This window comes from Lacisediminihabitans profunda (assembly GCF_008040105.1).
GTDB classification, from domain to species: domain Bacteria; phylum Actinomycetota; class Actinomycetes; order Actinomycetales; family Microbacteriaceae; genus Lacisediminihabitans; species Lacisediminihabitans profunda.
In genome coordinates, this window is the sequence record NZ_VRMG01000003.1 from 1 (window position 1) to 18,700 (window position 18,700).

Annotated in this window: 18 protein-coding genes and 1 pseudogene; 10 read left to right on the forward strand and 9 right to left on the reverse strand. The window is 61.7% G+C overall.

Annotated features, from left to right (window positions below; all coding sequences use genetic code 11):
* Together FVP33_RS01225 and FVP33_RS01230 are read right to left on the reverse strand one after the other, a co-directional pair.
* Nucleotides 1-215: transposase (locus FVP33_RS01225; RefSeq protein WP_222706581.1), on the reverse strand; the 215-nt coding region annotated here is incomplete at its 3' end.
* A gap of 15 nt (nucleotides 216-230) precedes the next feature.
* Nucleotides 231-419 carry a helix-turn-helix domain-containing protein gene (locus FVP33_RS01230; RefSeq protein WP_147781829.1) on the reverse strand — a complete coding sequence of 63 codons (189 nt, stop codon included), beginning with the start codon at nucleotides 417-419 and terminating at the stop codon, nucleotides 231-233.
* Between the two features lie 908 nt (nucleotides 420-1,327).
* On the opposite strand from FVP33_RS01230, the gene FVP33_RS01235 reads away from it, so the two are divergent.
* Nucleotides 1,328-1,975, forward strand: a complete 648-nt coding sequence (locus tag FVP33_RS01235; protein ID WP_222706591.1) for a Pr6Pr family membrane protein — start codon at nucleotides 1,328-1,330, stop codon at nucleotides 1,973-1,975.
* 1,355 nt (nucleotides 1,976-3,330) lie between these two features.
* A complete protein-coding gene (locus FVP33_RS01240) occupies nucleotides 3,331-4,578 on the forward strand; it encodes a GAF domain-containing protein (RefSeq protein ID WP_147781831.1) in 1,248 nt (415 codons plus the stop codon).
* Nucleotides 4,579-4,906: 328 nt separating this feature from the next.
* Here the strand turns inward: FVP33_RS01240 and FVP33_RS01245 are convergent, their stop codons facing one another.
* Nucleotides 4,907-5,158, reverse strand: a complete 252-nt coding sequence (locus FVP33_RS01245; RefSeq protein ID WP_147781832.1) for a hypothetical protein — start codon at nucleotides 5,156-5,158, stop codon at nucleotides 4,907-4,909.
* 187 nt (nucleotides 5,159-5,345) lie between these two features.
* Between FVP33_RS01245 and FVP33_RS20180 the strand changes: the two genes are divergently transcribed.
* From FVP33_RS20180 to FVP33_RS01260, 3 genes are all read left to right on the forward strand, one after another.
* Complete coding sequence (locus FVP33_RS20180; protein ID WP_147781833.1) at nucleotides 5,346-5,615, forward strand: transposase; 270 nt, start codon at nucleotides 5,346-5,348, stop codon at nucleotides 5,613-5,615.
* A complete protein-coding gene (locus tag FVP33_RS01255) occupies nucleotides 5,569-5,904 on the forward strand; it encodes a hypothetical protein (protein WP_147781834.1) in 336 nt (111 codons plus the stop codon). Before FVP33_RS20180 ends, FVP33_RS01255 begins: the two co-directional genes overlap by 47 nt.
* Before the next feature lie 177 nt (nucleotides 5,905-6,081).
* Entirely contained in the window at nucleotides 6,082-7,734 is a 1,653-nt protein-coding gene (locus FVP33_RS01260) for an alkaline phosphatase family protein (RefSeq protein WP_147781835.1), read from the forward strand.
* Here the strand turns inward: FVP33_RS01260 and FVP33_RS20185 are convergent.
* The 4 genes from FVP33_RS20185 to FVP33_RS01275 all read right to left on the reverse strand — a co-directional run bounded on the left by FVP33_RS20185 (nucleotide 7,621) and on the right by FVP33_RS01275 (nucleotide 11,192).
* A complete protein-coding gene (locus FVP33_RS20185) occupies nucleotides 7,621-8,217 on the reverse strand; it encodes a class I SAM-dependent methyltransferase (protein WP_425460921.1) in 597 nt (198 codons plus the stop codon). The two genes, FVP33_RS01260 and FVP33_RS20185, sit on opposite strands and share 114 nt — an antisense overlap.
* 447 nt (nucleotides 8,218-8,664) lie before the next feature.
* The gene (locus tag FVP33_RS01265; protein ID WP_147781836.1) at nucleotides 8,665-9,546 is read right to left on the reverse strand and encodes a slipin family protein; all 882 of its coding nucleotides are present in this window, start codon (nucleotides 9,544-9,546) and stop codon (nucleotides 8,665-8,667) included.
* The gene (locus FVP33_RS01270) at nucleotides 9,543-9,722 is read right to left on the reverse strand and encodes a hypothetical protein (RefSeq protein ID WP_147781837.1); all 180 of its coding nucleotides are present in this window, start codon (nucleotides 9,720-9,722) and stop codon (nucleotides 9,543-9,545) included. Before FVP33_RS01270 ends, FVP33_RS01265 begins: the two co-directional genes overlap by 4 nt.
* A gap of 870 nt (nucleotides 9,723-10,592) precedes the next feature.
* Nucleotides 10,593-11,192, reverse strand: a complete 600-nt coding sequence (locus tag FVP33_RS01275; RefSeq protein ID WP_147781838.1) for a TetR/AcrR family transcriptional regulator — start codon at nucleotides 11,190-11,192, stop codon at nucleotides 10,593-10,595.
* A 116-nt stretch (nucleotides 11,193-11,308) separates the two neighbouring features.
* Here FVP33_RS01275 and FVP33_RS01280 point away from each other — a divergent pair, with 116 nt between their 5' ends.
* A complete protein-coding gene (locus FVP33_RS01280) occupies nucleotides 11,309-12,472 on the forward strand; it encodes an epoxide hydrolase family protein (RefSeq protein ID WP_246142111.1) in 1,164 nt (387 codons plus the stop codon).
* Nucleotides 12,473-12,555: 83 nt separating this feature from the next.
* Here FVP33_RS01280 and FVP33_RS01285 read toward each other — a convergent pair whose 3' ends face one another.
* The gene (locus tag FVP33_RS01285; RefSeq protein ID WP_222706592.1) at nucleotides 12,556-13,464 is read right to left on the reverse strand and encodes an SDR family NAD(P)-dependent oxidoreductase; all 909 of its coding nucleotides are present in this window, start codon (nucleotides 13,462-13,464) and stop codon (nucleotides 12,556-12,558) included.
* Between the two features lie 101 nt (nucleotides 13,465-13,565).
* On the opposite strand from FVP33_RS01285, the pseudogene FVP33_RS20130 reads away from it, so the two are divergent.
* Nucleotides 13,566-13,790: pseudogene (locus tag FVP33_RS20130) on the forward strand (helix-turn-helix domain-containing protein).
* Nucleotides 13,791-13,824: 34 nt separating this feature from the next.
* Here FVP33_RS20130 and FVP33_RS01295 read toward each other — a convergent pair.
* The gene (locus FVP33_RS01295; protein WP_147781840.1) at nucleotides 13,825-14,565 is read right to left on the reverse strand and encodes an SGNH/GDSL hydrolase family protein; all 741 of its coding nucleotides are present in this window, start codon (nucleotides 14,563-14,565) and stop codon (nucleotides 13,825-13,827) included.
* Between the two features lie 2,571 nt (nucleotides 14,566-17,136).
* Here FVP33_RS01295 and FVP33_RS01300 point away from each other — a divergent pair.
* From FVP33_RS01300 to FVP33_RS01310, 3 genes are all read left to right on the forward strand, one after another.
* On the forward strand, nucleotides 17,137-17,556 hold the full coding sequence (locus FVP33_RS01300) for a hypothetical protein (protein WP_147781841.1): 420 nt from the start codon (nucleotides 17,137-17,139) through the stop codon (nucleotides 17,554-17,556).
* Nucleotides 17,557-17,638: 82 nt separating this feature from the next.
* Entirely contained in the window at nucleotides 17,639-18,151 is a 513-nt protein-coding gene (locus FVP33_RS01305) for a hypothetical protein (protein WP_147781842.1), read from the forward strand.
* Between the two features lie 143 nt (nucleotides 18,152-18,294).
* On the forward strand, nucleotides 18,295-18,585 hold the full coding sequence (locus FVP33_RS01310) for a hypothetical protein (protein ID WP_147781843.1): 291 nt from the start codon (nucleotides 18,295-18,297) through the stop codon (nucleotides 18,583-18,585).
* Nucleotides 18,586-18,700 lie beyond the last annotated feature (115 nt).

Here is an 18,700-nt window from a genome sequence, read left to right on the forward strand (position 1 = left end):
AGCCGCCGGTTCTCCTCGACCACGTCCGACGTGACGCCGGGCCTTGCGCCCGCGTCGACCTCGTAACGGCGCTGCCACACCCGCAACGTCTCGGGACTCATCCCCAGCAGCCCTGCCACATGCCGGATCGCCGTCATCTGATTCGGGTGATCCACCCGCGCCTCACCGAGCATCCTCAGAGCCCGCTCACGCATCTCAGTCGTATATCTAGCCATCAGTTCCATCCTTGATCAAAAGACGGAACTAAACCCAGGCCGAATCAACCAGCCGCGCAGCGTGTCCGGGTTGACCCCGACCCGCTGCCCGATCCGGAGCACTACCTGGTTGAGCGACAGGTCCCCATCCTGCGCTCGGGCTTCCTGCACGAGCCGAATGGCCCTCTCCCGCAACTCCGGCGGGTACTTCCTCGGTGCTGGCATAATCATCATCCTTCGCGGAATCAGACCCTCCATCAACCCCGGGGCGATTCACTGCTGCGCCACCAATGATCGCCGACACGAGGTTCAATCCGATACCTATGGCCCACTCCATCTGTGCAGCCTAGCGAGGAGCCCTCAACAGTGAACAGGCACCCCGCCCTGGGCCCAACCCACCCACCACTGACCTGTCCGTCTATTTCCTGTGCGTACCAGCCTATTTCCCGTGCGTTCCAGCCGAGGAATCTCCGAGAGCTAAGTGAACTCGGCCCTGAAGATGCGGGAATTGCGGAGTCGGGGCTGTGGTCACGTTGTCGGTGACTGTGCGTACGCCTTTACCTCTGGCTCACACACCTGCTGGCGGAGTCCCGAAATGGGGGTACAACAGAAGTCCCCCTTAATGTGGACGTAGAGTATTCTGTAAAGAGTTCCGAAGCGCTCCACCCAGGTCAGCCCGGAACTAGACGTTCGAGAGACCGAGACGTAACCCCCGAATCGCGGATCGCTACTACCTCGAAATAGTCCGTATGTGGATAGGAACCCGAAACCCGTCCACACATTGGAATCGCCCAGCGACCCGTCGCCGGGCGATTCCTACGTTAACCCGGGTCAAGTCCCGGGGTGTGGTGTAACTCGTGGCCCTTCGGTTTTAGGCGCTGAGCGCCATGATCGTCTCGGTGTCCATCTCGTTTCGGGTATCGGCGATGGTGCGAATGCGGGAGCGGGAGCGGGCGGGGGCGCGGATGTCAACGTGACCTGTAGTGGGGCCGTTAGTCGCTGACTTCGGGCCACTGAGCCAGGGCAGCACGCCTGATGATCGTCAGCGGTGCCGGCGTCGATCACGATGAGGAATCTCCCGGGGATGAAGGGGCGGGACATTTAGGATTCAAGGAGGTCACAGATTTCGTGACATGTGCACCACTGATCAAAGGCGAAACGTGAAACATATTGTGCCTGCAGTTCGGCTGGCTGTCGCACTGCTGGGCATAGCGGCGATCGTGTCGACCTTCTTCGACACGGCCACTCGCGCGACGATCAACCCGTTCAACTTCTTCGGGTTTTTTACCATGCAAAGCAACATCATGCTGGTCATCGTGCTACTGGTCGCCGCACTCGTTTCCTTCTCCGGAAAAGCTCAGTCCCGATGGTTGGAGTTGGCGCGCGGATGCGCAACAACCTACATAGTCATCACCGGAGCCGTATACAACGTGCTGCTGGCCGGACTTGAAGGGGGCGTTTCCCTGGCATGGGCTAACACCGTGCTGCACGTAATCCTGCCCGTCTACGCCGCCTTCGATTGGATGCTCTTCAGCGACCGCAGTTCCCTCCCATGGAACAAGATTTGGGTCTCGCTCGTCTACCCAATCGTGTGGATCATCGTCGTCCTGATCCGCGGGGCAACCGACGGATGGGTGCCCTACCCGTTCCTGAACCCTGCACAAGGCTACGGCGTCGTCGCACTCTACGCGTTGGCCATCGCGGTTGCCACTGTCGTGTTCGCCGCAAGCATCTGGGCCGTCAGTCGAATGCATCTCCTCGGCATCCCCGCGCTCACCTAACGACACTTCCCGCCGCACACCTGCACCGATATGCACACCGATAACGGTGACAAGAATTGAGACAGGCAGCGGGTTGGAAAGGGCACGAACCTTCTCCACAAGCGGGGGGCCAGCGCGACAGGTTCCAGCGATCGTCGTTAGTCTCGCCGTTCGCGATGGCTTCAATCCAGTCAGTGGCTTCGTCTGAAAGATATAACCCGCTTGGCCCGCTCTCGCAAACCCACCATGCCTCTTGAGTCACTACACGTCCTGCCGCCGCGATTTGCCTCGCAACGTCCGCTGAGACGGCGCCCCTCAACCTCGGGTGAGAACCAGAGAGGAGCGTTAGACGATTCCGACCGCCCTTGACTCTGTACTGGCCAGACGTCGAGGATCCTCGCTACACCGGCGATCAAACGATCCTCATCGACCTCGGCCCTGACGGCCAACCACCTACGACGATCAGGATCCAACGGAGATCGGCTTACACTGGGGATCCGTTTGGTGGAGGACCTAGGAAATCAAACCTAGCGTGACGCCTCAACAAGCGTGTCCCCCAAGCAGCCCTCAATAATGGCGGACGAGCGTTGCGAATGTGTTGATTCGGACACGGTGCGCCGCCTCACAATGGTGACAGAATTAGGCGCAACCCCTCGCTCCAACTACTGACGAGGTGAGGGGTTAGATCATCGCCGCGGCGAACAATCAGTCGCGGTGAAGTCCTCCGGGAATAGGCATGGCTTCTTGCAAGTGAGCCACGTCGCGTGAACGACTCATCGAGCACCGCCCATACATCCGTGGTCGTCACTCGCAAATGGAATGGCACACGCATCCCATTGATGTAGATCTCTGCATCCGAACCGGGAAAGTCATCGGGCATCCAGAAACCATACCGCCAGCCCTGAACGGGCAAACAGGGTACTTGGTCCCACGCATCAAAGACACGTTCGAGGTGGCTCGCTATCTCGGGCACTCGGGTAGAGCTTCTGGCGCGCATGAACGACCACGTGTATCCGACCGACCCCAACGCCGTCGCGGACAAGTTCGAACGGTTCGTCGCCGAGGGCTAGGTGCTCTCTAGATGGCGGGCCCGGTCTTCGCGAGCTTCGACCTCATGGCGGCCGGTTTGACGCCACGCCGCGAGCAGTCTTGAATTCAGGGATGGAGGACTGGACTTCGGAGAATGACGTCCACAACGTCAGAGGTAATTCCGCGGATGCCCGGCTGGCCGCCCTGTCGCCTGCAACCCCCGGCTGAAGCCGGCCGCAACGTGTCGCCGGCGGCCCTGGTGAACCAGACGGTCTAGACTCGCGGCAGCGGCGGCGGGGGTACAAGATGGTCCACCCGCAGATGAGTCGTGGGAGTGGGGGCACACAATGCCAGTTCACATCAGCGACTTCTTCGTCCGTCCCGTCATCCTTGGTTGGCTTCTCTCCGTTTGGCAGAAGTGGCTGGCGTTGGCTCGGCCGATCGATGAGCCGCACGTCCGGACGATCGGTGTCGACCCCGACCGCATTCTGCTCATGGGCGACGCTCTCGCAGTCGGCTACGGAGTCTCGTCGTGGGACCGCTCGCTCGGCGGACACCTCGCGCGAGAGGTGAGCGCCCACACCGACCGGGCAACGGACGTGGAAATCGTCGGCAACGCGTCCCTCAACGCCGTCGGCTGCCTGCGAGCTCTTCGCGGCCGTGACCTTGGCCTACTGGATGCGATCATCACGACCATCGGCGTCAACGAGGCTCTCCAGCTCGTGCCCGTCTTCCTCTGGCGTCGCCGGCTGGCCCGGCTGTTCGCCTTCGTGGACCAGGAGACTCCGGTGAGCCTTCTGTTGTTCGTCGTCGCGGTGCCGCCGACTGGGCTTCTGTCCCGACTGCCCGACTTCGTGCTCGGCCCCACGTCTCGTCACGCCCGACGACTCAACGAGGTGACCAGGCGCGCCTGCGACGGCCACGACCGGATCACCTTCATCCCGTTCGACCCGCCACTGCCGGAATCCGTCGACCGGGAACTCGCCGAGACCGACGTCTACGCGACGAGCGAGACCTATCGGGAGTGGGCGTCCCTCATCGCGCCGCTCGTGGTGGAGGGGTTTGTTCCGGCTGCGAGTTCCATCCGATTCGTGCAACGGAACGAAACCCTCCGACAAGAGGCGCTCGACGCTCTCGGCATCCTCGACACTCCGAACGAAGGACGCTTCGACGCGATCGTGAAGCGGGCCCAAGAAGCGTTCGGCACCGACGCGGCGGCGATCACCCTGATCGACCACGACCGCCAATGGTTCAAATCCGTCATCGGGATGCCGCCGGTCGAAGTGCCACGCGCCCTCTCGTTCTGCAGCACCACGATCGCACGCACAGACCAGTTCACGATCGAGGACACCGCGGCAGACCCGGTGTTCAAGACGCATCCGTTCGTCGTCGGGGGGCCGAAGGTGCGCTTCTACGCCGGCGTGGCCATCGAGACCAGTGACGGGCAGCGACTCGGGGCGCTCTGCATTGTCGACACCCGGCCGCGCAAGTTCTCCCGGGCGGACGCGGCATTGCTTCGCGACCTCGCCCGGCAGGTGCAGGAGGAAATGATGAACGGCCCGGCGAAAACGAAGAAGCACGCGCCCCACGCCTGACCTGCGCACACGAATCCTTGTCGGAGGCGGTTGCTACCGTCGGGCCTTTCATAGAAGCGACCGTTCTCACGAAGCCAATACCGCTGGCCGACCGCGGAAACCTGCTAATGAAAACCGCCGGAAACACCGTTATCGAGAAAGACCCTCCGCCGTCGATCTGGCCCAGTCTGCCGCGAGGGGTTCTCCCGTGACCAGGTCTATGTGCCGAGTCGTAAGGCTGGTTGCGAGCAGATTGGGTTGACTACCGCGACAGACCACGAAGTGCGTCCGCTGTTACCGAATCCGAGGAGTGACGCTGCGCTAACGGCCGAACCCACGGGTTGACTGACTAGGCACCGTTATGACTGTCTTGTGGTCCGTCGCTCTCGATCGCAATGGGAAGCGATCCGCTGAACCCGAAAACAAGGTCGTTGCCGTTCGCCAGACGAACGACCCCGAGGACCATGTTCGTCGGCACTTTAGTGTTCGCGACTATCTCTCGCCCGGTCGTCAGCGCCTCATCAATACGGCTGACAATATTCTCCGCCCCGTTGCTTGCTTCGAGTTCGAATGACTGACCGGCATAGTGAAGTTTCGGCATGATCGACTCCCTTGTTGATCGTCTGAGCCTAACCTCGCGGCGGCCTATTCGTGCCTTTTCGCGGAACCGGAACGACGCCGCAGCAAGGCGGAGCCTGACCCGCTTTCCCGGACACCTTGGTCCTGTCTTGGTATTCCGGAATGGGTGGTTGGGAGAATGTGGCTACATCTGAGAGGGGAGTCGTCACATGCCCCGTCCGTATCCGGCCGAGTTCCGTGAGCGCGCGCTTGAACTCGTGCGCTCTGGTCGGACCGTGGTAGAGACTGCGGAGTTGCTTGGGATCGCGCAGTCCTGCCTATACCGATGGAAGCAGCTGGACCTTGTCGACCGGGGGCTCAAGCCTGATAGTGCGCGCGTCGAGTCTCGCACTCTTGCGGTGGCGAAAGCTCGGTGTCGGCGTGCTTGGCTATTTGGCCTACACGGCATCGTCCGCCGCCCTGCTCGGTTTCGGCCTTGACAGCCTCCTCGAAGTTGGTGCGAGCCTTGTGGCGGTGTGGGAGCTGTCCGGCTCCGACGACGCGCGGCGGGCGATCGCATTGCTCCTCCTCGGAGGCGCTTACGTTGGCCTCGGTACCTACCTGCTCGCCGTTTCTCTTGTTGCGCTCGTCGCCGGGGATGCGGAGTTCATTCGTCGTCCCATCAGGGGAAGTGTCGAGCACTCTCGGCCGCCCGAGTCGTTCGACGGTTTCGCGAACGAGGTCGAGGCCAATGCCGATCCGGATCTGGGTGGTCGCCCAAGGGATTAACCAGATGGCAACCTCGCGTCCACCGGCCTTTCGCCCCCCCCTTGAGGGGTAGGTCGTCTCGTCTGGCTACGGTGGGCGTCGGTACCGCGCGGGCGATGGTCCGGCCCTCGATGGGGCGGCGAACGCGCCCGGCGGGGGAGTCCATGCGATGGCACCGAAACCGGAAGGTCTAATTCCATGAAGTCAACCCACAAGATCGCGCACGCAACCGCGGCGATTCTCAGCGCGACGTTACTGGCGGCTGCCGCGGTGACGCCTGCCATCGCCGACGATGGCGGCGGGAAGCACTCCAAGCATGTCCTGCTGCTCTCGGTAGACGGGCTGCATCAGAAGGACCTCGATTGGTACGTCCGCGCGCATCCGACCTCGGCGTTGGCCGAGATTGTGGCACGGGGAACCAGCTATACACACGCGCAGACTCCGGTGCCATCAGATTCGTTTCCCGGCCTCATCGGGCAGGTGACGGGTGGAAACCCAGGCACCACCGGTATCTACTACGACGACACCTACAATCGTGCGGTGCTCCCCGCCGGAACCACGAATTGCTCAACAGCCAAGCCCGGGGCGGAAGTCGCGTTCACCGAGTCGGCCGATAAGAACCCGGACGCGCTCGACGCCGGTGCGGGCCTCAGCGGCCTGCCAGGCAGCATCCTGTCGATGACCGGCCAGCCGCAGAGCCTCCCGGACCCGGCCGCCCTTCCCGTCGATCCGGCCACCTGCACTCCGATATACCCGCACCAGTACCTGAAGGTGAATACCATCTTCGAGGTCGCCAAGAGCGCGGGCCTCACGACCGCCTGGTCGGACAAGCACCCGGCCTACGAGATTCTCAACGGCTCATCGGGCAAGGGCGTCGATGATCTCTTCACCCCCGAAATCAACAGCCAGGCAGCCGCGCCCTACAGCGCGGGGGACTGGACCAAGGACAACGCGGCCACCCAGCAGTACGACGGCTACAAGGTGCAGGCGGTGTTGAACGAGATCGGTGGGAAGGATCACTCCGGATCCACCGCTCAACCTGTGCCGGCGATCTTCGGGATGAACTTCCAGTCCGTATCGACCGCCCAGAAGCTTCCGACCTCGCACGGTCTGACCGGCGGCTACCTCCCGGGCGGCGCAGTCCCCGGCCCGCTCCTGAGCAAGGCCCTCGACTTCGTGAACGCGTCGGTGGCCAAGCTGGATGCCGCGATCACCGCCGACGGCCTAGCCAAGTCGACGACGATCATTCTGTCGGCCAAGCACGGGCAGTCGCCGATGGACCCCGGCGCCCTCACGCGCGTCCCGGACGGCCCCATCATCGACGGCCTGAACGCGGCGTGGAAGTCCACCCATCCGACGAGGCCGGATCTGGTCGCCTTCGCCACGGACGACGACATCATGCAGTTGTGGCTGTCCGATCATTCCCAGGTCGCCGCCGAATTCGCCAAGGGCTACCTGGCCACGCACTCCGCCGCCGCGAACGACATCACCGGTGCCGCGAAGAGCACGCCTTCATCCGGGCTCGGCACGATCTACGCTGGTGCCGCCGTGGCCTCCTATTTCGGCACGACTGCCGCGGACTCGCGCTACCCGGACATCCTTGGCATCGCTAGCTCCGGAGTGGTCTACACCGGCGGAAAAGCCAAGATCGCCGAACATGGCGGGGCGAGCGCTGATGATCGCGATGTGCCTCTGATAGTCGCCGGTCTCCGCACAGAACACCGCAAGACGATCGCGTCACCCGTGGAGACCACACAGATCGCGCCGACCATCCTCAAGCTGCTCGGGCTCAACCCGAAGGCCCTCCGGGCCGTGCAGATCGAGGGAACACGGGTCCTGCCGCAGCATTGATCGAGCGACGAGCACCCCGCCGCCGCTCTGGTGGCGGGGTGGTCGGGCCGTCGTTCGCATTCGCCCGTACGCATGATCCCCGCGTTGCGGTCTGCGAACGGGCACCGATTTGGCGCGCCCAGGGTGACGCACGGCACCGATCAGGGGGTTCAGCAGCAGGGATATCAGCGACCCGCGCCAATCATCACGCGTCTCACGGCTCATCCCTACAATCACCAGCCGACCGCCGGGACGAACGGCGGCCCGAGCCGCTCGAAGTGTCTCGGCGAGGGGAAGGTGATGGAGCACGGCAATGAACGTGACCAAGTCGTACGTGCCAACTGGCACACCGTGGAATGGTGTCTGAAGCACTCGGGCGCCTGCTACGTGGGCGTCGAGGACCTCGATGGCCCATTCTGCCACAATGGTGTCGGCAAGAGAGCACGTTTCTGGCCCTGACGGGTTGCCTGGGGAAAAGTGGAAAACCGCCCAGTCGTCGTCCATCGTGCCACTCGCTCCATCCGGAAATTACCGCGCCACCTTTGGTGAGCGTGACTACCGGCGCTACGGCCAAAGGAGGGGCGAGACGGTCGCCGAACTTACTTTCCGTATAGCGCCGCTAGTCGAATGCAAAGAACTGTGATTCCCATCAGAACCGCAACCAGTCCCGAGCAACACACGACACATGACCGCGGACCTTCGAGTGCCCCTGCGGCTCGCGCCGGTTCTCAGGCTTGTGCCACAACTTCGCTCCACCGACCGGCAAGCGCCACTCGTCCTGCATGCCAGGCGGACAGAAGTCCTTTCATGGCTGAGGTGACGAACGGGCTCATGCAACAGCCAGATTGTGCGCCAGTTCCAAGCGAGCGGGGCCGACTATCGGCCGGTGCTCATTTCCCATGAGAATCCGACCAACATGGTTCTCGGCTCGACCAGCGTCCTGCTCACCGACTATTCAGCGATCTTCTTCGTTCTTCTCTCGACCGGGCGGACAACAGAAACGTCAGGTTCAGCAGCGTCCTGGGAGGCGACAAGGGTCGCATGGGAGGCCCCTGGTGTGGCAGCGGCGGCTTCGCGGGCAAGGAATGCGCCGAGTTCGCTGATCGTGCTCATCAGCGGAGCGGGGAATACGACCGTCGTGTTCTTGTCCACGCCAAGTTCGATGAGGGTTTGTAGGTTGCGGAGTTGGAGTGCCAATGGGTGCGCCATCATGGTGTCTGAGGCATCGCCGAGTGCCGCCGCTGCAAGCGATTCGCCTTCGGCGGCGATGATTTTTGCGCGCTTTTCCCGCTCTGCTTCGGCTTGGCGTGCCATGGCGCGTTTCATGCTCTCCGGCAGCTGGATGTCTTTGAGTTCGACGAGGGTGACTTCGATACCCCAGTCGATGGTGGTGACGTCGAGGATCTTGCGGATGTCGGCGTTGATGACGTCCGTTTCGGCGAGCATCTCATCGAGGGTGTGCTTGCCGACGACCTTCCGTAGCGTTGTTTGGGCGATCTGGTCGATCGCCGAGTACACGTTCTCGATCGCGACGACCGATTTCACCGCGTCGACGACTTTGAAGTATGCGACGGCGGAAATATCGACGCTGACGTTATCTTTTGTGATGATGCCCTGGGACTGGATCGGCATCGTGATGATCCGAAGCGTCACCTTCCTGAGCCGGTCGATGACCGGGATGATCACAGCAAGCCCGGGTTTCTTCACTCCAACCACGCGGCCGAGCCTAAACAGCACACCCATCTCATATTGGTTGACGATGTGAATAGCCAAGATTAAGGCGATGATCGCCACCACCGCGACCAGCACAATCGCCACCGTAAGTCCCGTCATGAAACAACACCAGGCAGCATCATCGGTGTCGCAGTGGTCAGTTTCGTGGGCGGTAGCCGGTTCGGTTGCAGGAGGATCTCGATGGGTTGCGTCTGGAGCAACTCAAAATTCGCAGGATCGATCACGTGGCTCGGACGATCAGTGGATGTCTCAGATGACGAAAGGATGGTGGCCATGGTCGCTTCCTCAGCGCGGGAAGGGATGCGCGCCCAGAAATCTGGGGCAACATGGCAAAGCTATGTTGCGGGGAGATCCGCAGGGAGAGACTTTGGTCCCTTCGCGGGGTGGACGGGGAACGTTGAAGCTTGGGGGCTACAGTGTCATCGAGCAATTGGCGGTGTCTGAAGACGTCGGGCGGGACATCGACCGAGTTCGATGAGTTGTTCAACACGAAGGAGATTCAATGGTGAATCACAGACATGAACCGTGCAGGGCCGAAGATCTCGAGGTGCGTCCTCTTTCCGACCACGAGTGGCGTGTAGGCGATCGGCGGCGAGACGAGCGTTCAGCCGAGAAGGTACTCGGTTACATCCAGCGATGTGGTTCCACTTTCGAAGTCCTCAATATTGAGGTGCCGCGTCATGACCTCACGTTCGACCGTTTGGAATCAGCGGTCGCGTCGTTCGCTGGCGAGTAACCCTTGTTGGTACCTCCAGTCCATGTAGTTGGTATGTGGTCTCTCAAGACCTCAAATGGCGGCCCAGTTGGCCAAAATAGTCTGCCCACCGTTTGCCCACATGTGTGGGCAAACTTCGCAGATCATCCGTCGCTCTATTCACTCAAAACCATTTGAATTCTCGGGGATTTGCGACGTATGGCTGTGATTTCGGGCACCGATATTTGGGGTCAAATCCCATCGGTACGCCATAAAAATGCTGGTCAAGTCCTTATTTTTCTCTGGGTTGCCCACACTTTGCCGCAAATTGTCGTAAGTATTTGACCCGGTTGGCGACGGCGGCCTCTAGACGTGCGAACGCACCTACGGGGGTCGTGCACCACGGATCTCAATGCCGACCACGCGGGTTCCTCACTCAGGGCAGTGCGTGTCATGGCTGTCCATCCACGAGAGCAAACGCGCGCGCCTCGGGGACTCCCAGAATGAGCAGGCTCGCGATGGTTGCCGCGCGGGCGTCGAGGGTCCCGTCGGAGATGTCGCTGTCTGCGATGGAGAAGACGGCTGCATAGGCGATCTGGCTGAGGACGTCCGCGGGAAGGTGCCGTCCGAATACTTGGTCGGCCTGGCCTCGATGCACGAAGTTGGCAAGAATCTTGTCGACCGGTGCGAGTAGGGCGTGGATCTCCTCGCCGTACTCGCCGCGCCGCAACGCCAACAGCACACGGTAGCGATGTGCCAACGGCCAGAGCCGGGAGATGAAGTCCGTCCACACGGCGTCGGCTGCTCGGTCCGGGGAGTCGACCTCCGTGAGCGCGGCCGCCAGTTCGTCTACTGCTCGTTGCGCGAGGGTCTGCACGAGGTCGGCGCGGGTGGGGAAGTGGCCGTAGACGGTGCGGCGCACCACACCGGCAGCGGAGGCGATGTCACCCATCCCGGTCTCCGGGTTCTGCCCCAGAACTTCGAGCGCGACGTCGAGGATGCGATTGCGTGTGTCGTTCATGGAGCGCGCTCGGGCGGATTCGATGTGCACGACTCAATGATTGCACAATCATGTGCAATCAAGTAGATTGCACATCAGTGTGCAGTGCACACAGTTGTGCAACAGAGCGCTGCACGGTGGAACCAGAAACTCGGGAGAACCAGACATTGACCACATCGACACCCGCACCCTCTACCCTTGTCCGCCCATTCACCGTCGCAATCTCGGACTCCGAGATCGATGACCTCAAGCAGCGGTTGGCCAGAACTCGATGGCCGAGTCAGGAGACTGTTCCCGACTGGTCCCAAGGTGTCCGCTTGGAGAACGCCAAAGCGCTCATCACATACTGGGAACGAGAGTACGACTGGCGCCGATTCGAGTCTGAGCTCAATCGTTTCCCACAATTCCTGAGTGAGATCGACGGTCTGGACACTTACTTCATCCATGTCCGGTCGAAGAATCCGAATGCGATGCCCCTCATTCTGACGCACGGATGGCCGGGCTCGATCGTCGAATTCCTGAAATTGATTGGACCACTCACTGACCCGGCGGCGTTTGGGGGACGTGTCGAAGACTCTTTTGACGTGGTCATTCCCTCTCTGCCCGGCTTCGGCTTTTCTCAAAAGCCAACAGAGGACGGCTGGGATGTGCGTCGCATCGCAATCGCGTGGGTGGAGCTCATGAGGCGTCTCGGTTACCAGAAATGGGCAGCCCAGGGCGGCGACTGGGGCGCCGTCGTCACGAGCGCTCTCGGCGCGATGCGACCCACGGGTCTTCTCGGGATCCACTTGAACACCCAATACGCCTTTCCTGCACAGATACCCGACACGCTTTCGCCAGAAGAGCGCTACGCCGTGGATACCCTCGCCCTCTACACCGGAGAACTCGGCGGTTCGAACCACCTTCACAGCACGAAGCCGGAGACCGTCGGAATCGCCCTGGCGGATTCTCCGGCCGGGCAGGCGGCCTGGATCTACGAGAAGTTCCAATCCAAGACGGACAACGATGGGCTCGCCGAGGACGCTCTCAGCACCGACGACATGCTTGACGCAATTTCGCTTTACTGGTTTACCAACAGTGCCGCGTCCTCCGGTCGGATCTACTGGGAAAACAGATCGGGCAGCATGGCCGGCCCCAAGTTGACGCTGCCCGTGGCCGTAACGGTATTCCCGCGTGACATTCCGCGTCTGCCACGAAACTGGATCGAAGACACCTACGCCAACCTGATTCACTACGGCGAAGCAGACAAGGGCGGACACTTCGCGGCCCTCGAGCAGCCCGAGATCCTGGTGAGCGAAATCCGCGCCGGCCTCAGAAGCCTCCGCTCCTGAAACCAACGCAAAGCGGCTGGGAGAAAGATGAACGACCACAGCTGTGCGGCATGCCATCGAACTCAGCCGGCATCCGGCAGCCGTCAGATGCCGTTCGCGGTCCCGAGAAGGGCGCGGGTCTCCGAGACCACGCGACCCTGAAACGCCGGATCGTGTACTTGCTTCGAACCCTTCATGGAGCTGCCGTTCTCGTCGAAGTACACACCGGTGCTCGAATCAGCGCTCGTGACGATTCGTGCGATAACTTTCGCCGCCTTCTTCGGCGTCGTGTAGTGCGGCATTACTTGCAGGAGCGGCGCGACCAGCTTGCTCACTGCGACGAGCGCCGGCGCCATAGCGCGTCCAAGGTTCGAGCCGGGATTGACTCCGGGTTCGATGGCGTTGAAGCGCAGTCGCGTATTCGCGAGCAAACGCGAGAGCGGTTGCGAGCGGCGCTTGTTTGGTGGTGGCGTGGGTATCGGCCCAGCCAACTTAGAGCTACCTGGCGAGAGCCACTCGCCTCGAGCGCTCGCTTTCGCTGAGATGTAGCGACCGCCTCGGAAGCCCGCCTGCACGGCAATCTTGCGTTCGGGATCCTCCACCGCGGACACGACAAATACCACATTTGCGCCATCCGGCAGGGACGGTATAAGTGCCTCCGTGAGCGCGAACGGCCCGAGGTGGTTGGTAGCGAAGACGGTGTCCCAGCCCTGCGCGGATGTCGACGGGCGCGCGGGGAAGATGCCCGCGTTATTGAGCAGGCCGCCGATCGGAAGTCCGAGGGCGGCGATCTCAGCGCCCGCGTTCCGGGCACTCGTGATGTCAGAGAGGTCGGAAACGACAGACACGGCACGACCGCCCGTCGATTCGATTTCGGCGCGAACGGCATCGAGTTTGGATGCGCTGCGCCCGACCAGGACGACCGTCCCGTGCTTCGCGAGTTCAAGTGCGGTGCGGTAACCGATCCCTGAGGTCGGTCCGGTGATGATCCAGGCTTTCGTGGGAGATGTCATGGTGCGAGCATCCTCCGGCCGCATGCTCGTAACCATTGGCACGCTTGTCGTAGGACTGGCAGGGCTACGGAAAGTAGGCGTCCAGCGCGCAGACTCGAGCGATGGAGATTTTGGAGTTCGGGAGCACGGTGCGGCGGTGGCGGGACCGAGTGTCACCGTAGGGCGCAGGGTTACCCGTGGGCAACAGGCGCAGAGCATCCGGTCTGCGCCGAGAAGATCTGGCCGCGCTCGCCGGAATCTCGACCGATTACCTGACTCGTCTGGAGCAGAACGGTAGACGTTCCCGAAAGGGGATAAGAGCTTGTAGCGCCAGGTGTGGGATTTAGGGCATTTGCGCCACGGTTGATTCGAGAATCGCGGTCAGGGAACAGTGTGTTCAGCCGGATCTGCGTATTGCCGTTTGCCTTCGAGGTGACTTGACATTTGCGCGGCAAGGATTTCGCCCCAGTGACGGTAGTCGGCTGCACTGCGGAACCGATCTGGCGAGGGGTGAGGGACGGCGGTCAAGGGCACGAACAGGGCGCGGGAGAACTCCGCACAGATCTTCTCGGTCGCCGCGTTCAATTCGCGGGCATGGAGATCGGCAATGGCGCCTAACGGTGAATTGAACACCGAAATCGATCGGACCGGCTGGATGCCCAGGAGGAAGATGTGGACAGAATCCGGGCAGTCGTCGTCGAGGAAACGCAGCAGAGCCCGCATTTGACGATCCCACCGGCCGGGATCAGCGAGGGTGGTGGCATCCTTCGCGCCGAAGGTGAGGACGATCGCGTCAGAACTTGCCAGCGGTAACGAGGCCAGTCGGGGGATGGCCGAACCGACGGCGATCGTTGAATCGGCGACGACGGTGACGTCGATAGCATGGCCGGTTCGGAGGAACAACGCACGAGCCAGCGAGCCAGACAAAGCGAGCTTGTGGCTCAGAACGCCCAAGCCTAAAGCCGGGCCGCGACCGAAGATCAGGACGCGGTCGCAATCCATCTCTGATGATGGCACCCGGGACTCGTCCGCCGGCCGAGGAACATCGGCCAGTCTGCGCTCGACAATCAGACTCCATACCCGAATCAGCGGTACTAAAGCCCAACGAATGAAAATGTGCACCGGAGCCCCCTCCCCGGATCAGTGCCGAGAACCAGAAAAAGTCCCGCCACCGCCCGCGCAGTTCAATCATGGCATCGCTCGAATCAGAATGCACGCAAGCCGGTCACACGCAGGTAGGTCCACCCATTCGAGCCCGTCGCCTCGGTCCGGGTTGAGGATGATCGAGAGGTCGCGCAGCACCAGGCGCACGGCAAAGCTCACCGCCATGGCGTCGACGTTGAGCTCGGGATGAGGCGTAGTCGCACGACCTTGAACAGGGCGGCCACGCCCATCTCGACGGCGAGCGTCTGAACAGGAGATCGAACGGGCGATACGTGTTGTGACGAAGGTTGGTGCCCACAGCGAGTGAATCTCGACTCGGCGAAGCGAGAACCCACTTGTGCGTCATTGGGAGCGGTTGTCGCGGCGGACTCCAGGGCGTTGTGCGTTGCGATGGGACACGTTCCTTGCAGGTAGTCCTGGCGCGCAGCAAGGCACTTGATGCTGCACGTGGCGTGTTGTATCCGGTCGGATGATTGACAATTGATCATTGTCGCCGCAGGCTCTGCAGTATTGGGTGTTAGCGATGACTTCATAACAAACGAATCGATTGACGTTCCGTGGCTGCGGGTGGGGCTGGCCCTTCGTCCATACGGTTGGGCTCGCCGGTCGATCCACTGGATGTACCAGCAGGTTGTGCGGAACATGATCAGCGCGACGTAGCCCATCGACTCGCTGGATCGGTGGCTAAGTTGCCGCCGCAGCAAAGGTCGGAATGTCGTGGCATCCGATATTGACTCTTCAGTTGAGGATCAGCATGTACATCACGTTTTTTGGGGACGCAGGGCCCGTATGGGCTCCGGTCAGAACGAAGACCGATCAGGGGATCCGTGCTGCTGGCGGCCAAGGCGTCGCGTCCGCGTGGGTCGAACGCTTGGAACCATTGACGCGGGCACCCGGGGAGCGATCGCGGACGGCAATCGCATCGGAGGCGGCCGGCACAGTGCTGTCCGGCTGAATGACAAGCGGTCTTGGTATTGCTGTGGCGCGAATGCCGGCTCGATTTTGGTCGAGCCTGCACCCTCACGTCGGCGAGGTAATGCCGGGGCAGTCCCCGGAGTGGCTCGGTGATCCGTAGTATCTACGGCGCCCGAAACCGTGGTGCGTTTCGCGGTCGGCGACGCTCGAATTTTGAACGCTTTCGGTGCTCAAGTAGTGAAGGGTTGCGAGCAGTCTCGTGCTCGGTCTCGTCGGCTGTGGTGCAGATGTTGGGGAGGCCGTCGATGCCTCGGCGCGGAGTTGTTAGCTGGCGTCTTTAGGCGTGAGGGCGTCGGCGTGGGTGGAGGATGCGGTCAATCGTCGAAGGCGTCTGGGAAACTCGGTCACGCTCCATGGTTTCGGAATACCGATGAGGGGACAGTCTCTATCGGGGTGTGGTTAGGCGGTGTATTCTGGCGTTGCCTCAGGGCCGTTTCGCTTGCGGCTGACAGACGTTTTCACTGACTAGGAGCGTCGCCATGACGAGCCTTCATGCGTTTGCGGCGATTCGAGCCGGAAGGTCGGGCATGGTGCCGCCTGCTGACACCGGCGGAAAGACGACGCGGCGGTCAGTTTTTTCTGTCTTGCTCGGACTGTTCGACACCGCGCGTGTGCCCTTGCGGATGGTGGGACCACACGACACGATTGCCACCGTCCCAACGACCGTGACGTATCTGGGTGGTGCGACTTTCGAGGTTCGCGTGGCTGGCAGCGTGATCGGCGTCATCCGCCGAACCGGTCGCGCGTACACTGCTTGCGCTCGGGGGCCCGCCGGGAATGTCTTCTGCCCTCAATGCCTTCTGTGGGACGAAGCGGCACGAGAACTGGTTTATGCCGCCGGGTGCCCGGTGGGTTCCCTGATCCCACCGTTGACGTCAAAGTCGGGCCGCAGTTCTCGAGGGCTGCTGCGACATGAGCGCCGCAACGTTCGCCGTATCGTCGGTGAGGATGATCGTGCAGATCGCACGATTCAACACGTTCGCGTGGGGTTTCGGCACGGCCCCGTGGCCTTGGCTCGACGGCGATCGAGACGCGTGCTCGGAGACCTCGATGGGGGACTGGGGCGGCAGGGTCGCGGTGGAATCGTTTCGTACTCGTCGTGGAGTTCACGTGATCGTCGTCGGTCATTTCGGAACCGCCCCATTTCGGCGGGAGTTGGAGCGAGTCGTCTACTTCCTCAGTGACGTGAGGCAGAGGGGGGCACGCGGTCCGGTGATTGGATGGCGGGTCGGCACTTGCATGCTCGCTCGGCTCGGATTGGAAAGGCCGGCGGGGTGTCGAAGTTGTCGAGTTGATCGTCGCGGCACTCCCAAAGAGCGGCTGTCGGCCCGCCCGGGCAGGTTCGCATCCCCGCGTCAACACCCGTCGATACGCAACTGGGAGGGCGATCTCATCATCTTGGGCAAGACTGCACTCCGCGATCATCAGCGCCGATTTGAGCAGCAAGACAACAGCGCTAATTGTCGCTGAGACTTGCGCGCCTCGGTTGGGGTAGACAAATCGTTCTATTTAAGTGAGTATATGTTCACTACACAAAGTCAAAGGGGGATTGACATGGTGGTCAACGTACAGCGAGGTCTGAGTAAACGCGGCGCTGGTGGTCGTGCGTCGTCGGTCGTTGAGATCGGAGTCGATCAAGGGATTTCCTCGCTTGTCGAGGCAGGCGACCTGAGGCTCGTGCAGTCGTGGATTTCGTCGCGGCCGGAGCATGGCCACGCGCTTGTATCTCGAATTCGTGCGGCCGCAGCGACGCAGGCGCGCTCCCTATTTGCGCGGGAGGGGCGGGTCGTGATCCATTGCATCGGTCGCGAATTTCTCACCCGCATCAGCATGGCGAAGATCTTCCTGCGTCAATCCGAGGAAGTCATCGCACGGGATGGCTCGGAGCTGGTGCCCTTGCTGCACGAAGGAGGCATCGAGCTGCTCACCGTCAGTAGGCTCATGCCGATATTCGTCACGGATATTGGTGGGTGAGTGCTCGTCGGTCGTGCATCGAAGGGGCCAAGTCGGATCCGTTGTCGTAACGTGAACTGCAATAAACAAACGAGGGCAGATCATGACGACGTCGATTGGCTATTGGCAGCAGTGCAGCGATCTAAAAAAAAGGATCACCGAATCGACAAACCGCCGGGGGTGGCAGGACGAGGAAATTCAGAATCGCGGGCTCCACGAGTGGCAGTCTCGCGTGCTCGCGGCCATCTTGGCTTTGGCGGGCGGCGACGTGATCGCCTACCTGACCACCTCGTTTGCCAGGGACGACCCCTGGCAAATCGTCGCCTTGACCGCTGATTCAGTAATCCAGGTGAACGTCGTGGGTGTGGCAGCCGACAGCAGGGAGGTCGTGGCCGTCACAGCATCCAGGTACTCAAGGTCTTCTTTATCCAGGATTGACCTCACCTCGGTCCCACCAGTCCTCCCAGACACGACCGTGTGGCCCACCGAGGTCGAAATCATCGCGCACTACAACGAGACCGCCATTCCCCTCCCGTTGGACGGCTACGCTACGCCTGGGAACCATGCCCTGTTAGACGATTTGTATCCCTCGTTGCTGGCCGATCTGGAGGCATGACACGAGACGACGGCTAGCCGGTTAGCCACACCGCGCAGCAACTCCGGGCCTATCGCCGATCCTCACGCCCTCGTAGCGGGCCTCGGCAGATGGGCAAGGCTTTGAATTCCGATTCTAGGGATCACGCGTCCTAGCCAGTGCCATTGGCCCTGTTCATACATGAGATCCGAGTAATCGGCCCCTACAAGCGGAAACCCGCGGGAAAGTTACGAGAGATGCAGAAGCCGCTGATGCTCATAATCGTGGGGCTTACGGCGGCGATCATTTCCCTGGTCGTCATGATCATGGGAGCCCTGAAGATGGAAAGCGCAACTCGTTCCCGCCCGTGGCTACGTGGCAGGGCCGTTCTGGCCACCGGAGCTGTGACGCTGGGGCTCTTCGTCACCGGCATCATTGTCGTAGTAGTCACTGGGACTAGCCGAGGACAGCTCTAATGCCGATCGGTGGAAGTGACGGTGCCCGGCGGTAATCGTGCCGCTCGTCATGATCCTGCCCGTCGGGGTTCGCGCCCGTGCCAGGCGCTTCGGCCGACGACGTTCGACAATGAAG

Excerpts from the sequence above, each read along its gene's own strand:
- FVP33_RS01300 (WP_147781841.1), top strand. The coding sequence starts at position 17,137 with ATGGTGGTCAACGTACAGCGAGGTCTGAGTAAACGCGGCGCTGGTGGT.
- FVP33_RS20180 (WP_147781833.1), top strand. The coding sequence starts at position 5,346 with ATGCCCCGTCCGTATCCGGCCGAGTTCCGTGAGCGCGCGCTTGAACTC.
- FVP33_RS01240 (WP_147781831.1), top strand. The coding sequence starts at position 3,331 with ATGCCAGTTCACATCAGCGACTTCTTCGTCCGTCCCGTCATCCTTGGT.
- FVP33_RS01270 (WP_147781837.1), bottom strand. The coding sequence starts at position 9,722 with ATGGCCACCATCCTTTCGTCATCTGAGACATCCACTGATCGTCCGAGC.
- FVP33_RS01265 (WP_147781836.1), bottom strand. The coding sequence starts at position 9,546 with ATGACGGGACTTACGGTGGCGATTGTGCTGGTCGCGGTGGTGGCGATC.
- FVP33_RS01235 (WP_222706591.1), top strand. The coding sequence starts at position 1,328 with ATGTGCACCACTGATCAAAGGCGAAACGTGAAACATATTGTGCCTGCA.
- FVP33_RS20185 (WP_425460921.1), bottom strand. The coding sequence starts at position 8,217 with ATGGACGACGACTGGGCGGTTTTCCACTTTTCCCCAGGCAACCCGTCA.
- FVP33_RS01260 (WP_147781835.1), top strand. The coding sequence starts at position 6,082 with ATGAAGTCAACCCACAAGATCGCGCACGCAACCGCGGCGATTCTCAGC.
- FVP33_RS01245 (WP_147781832.1), bottom strand. The coding sequence starts at position 5,158 with ATGCCGAAACTTCACTATGCCGGTCAGTCATTCGAACTCGAAGCAAGC.
- FVP33_RS01230 (WP_147781829.1), bottom strand. The coding sequence starts at position 419 with ATGCCAGCACCGAGGAAGTACCCGCCGGAGTTGCGGGAGAGGGCCATT.
- FVP33_RS01305 (WP_147781842.1), top strand. The coding sequence starts at position 17,639 with ATGACGACGTCGATTGGCTATTGGCAGCAGTGCAGCGATCTAAAAAAA.
- FVP33_RS01285 (WP_222706592.1), bottom strand. The coding sequence starts at position 13,464 with ATGACATCTCCCACGAAAGCCTGGATCATCACCGGACCGACCTCAGGG.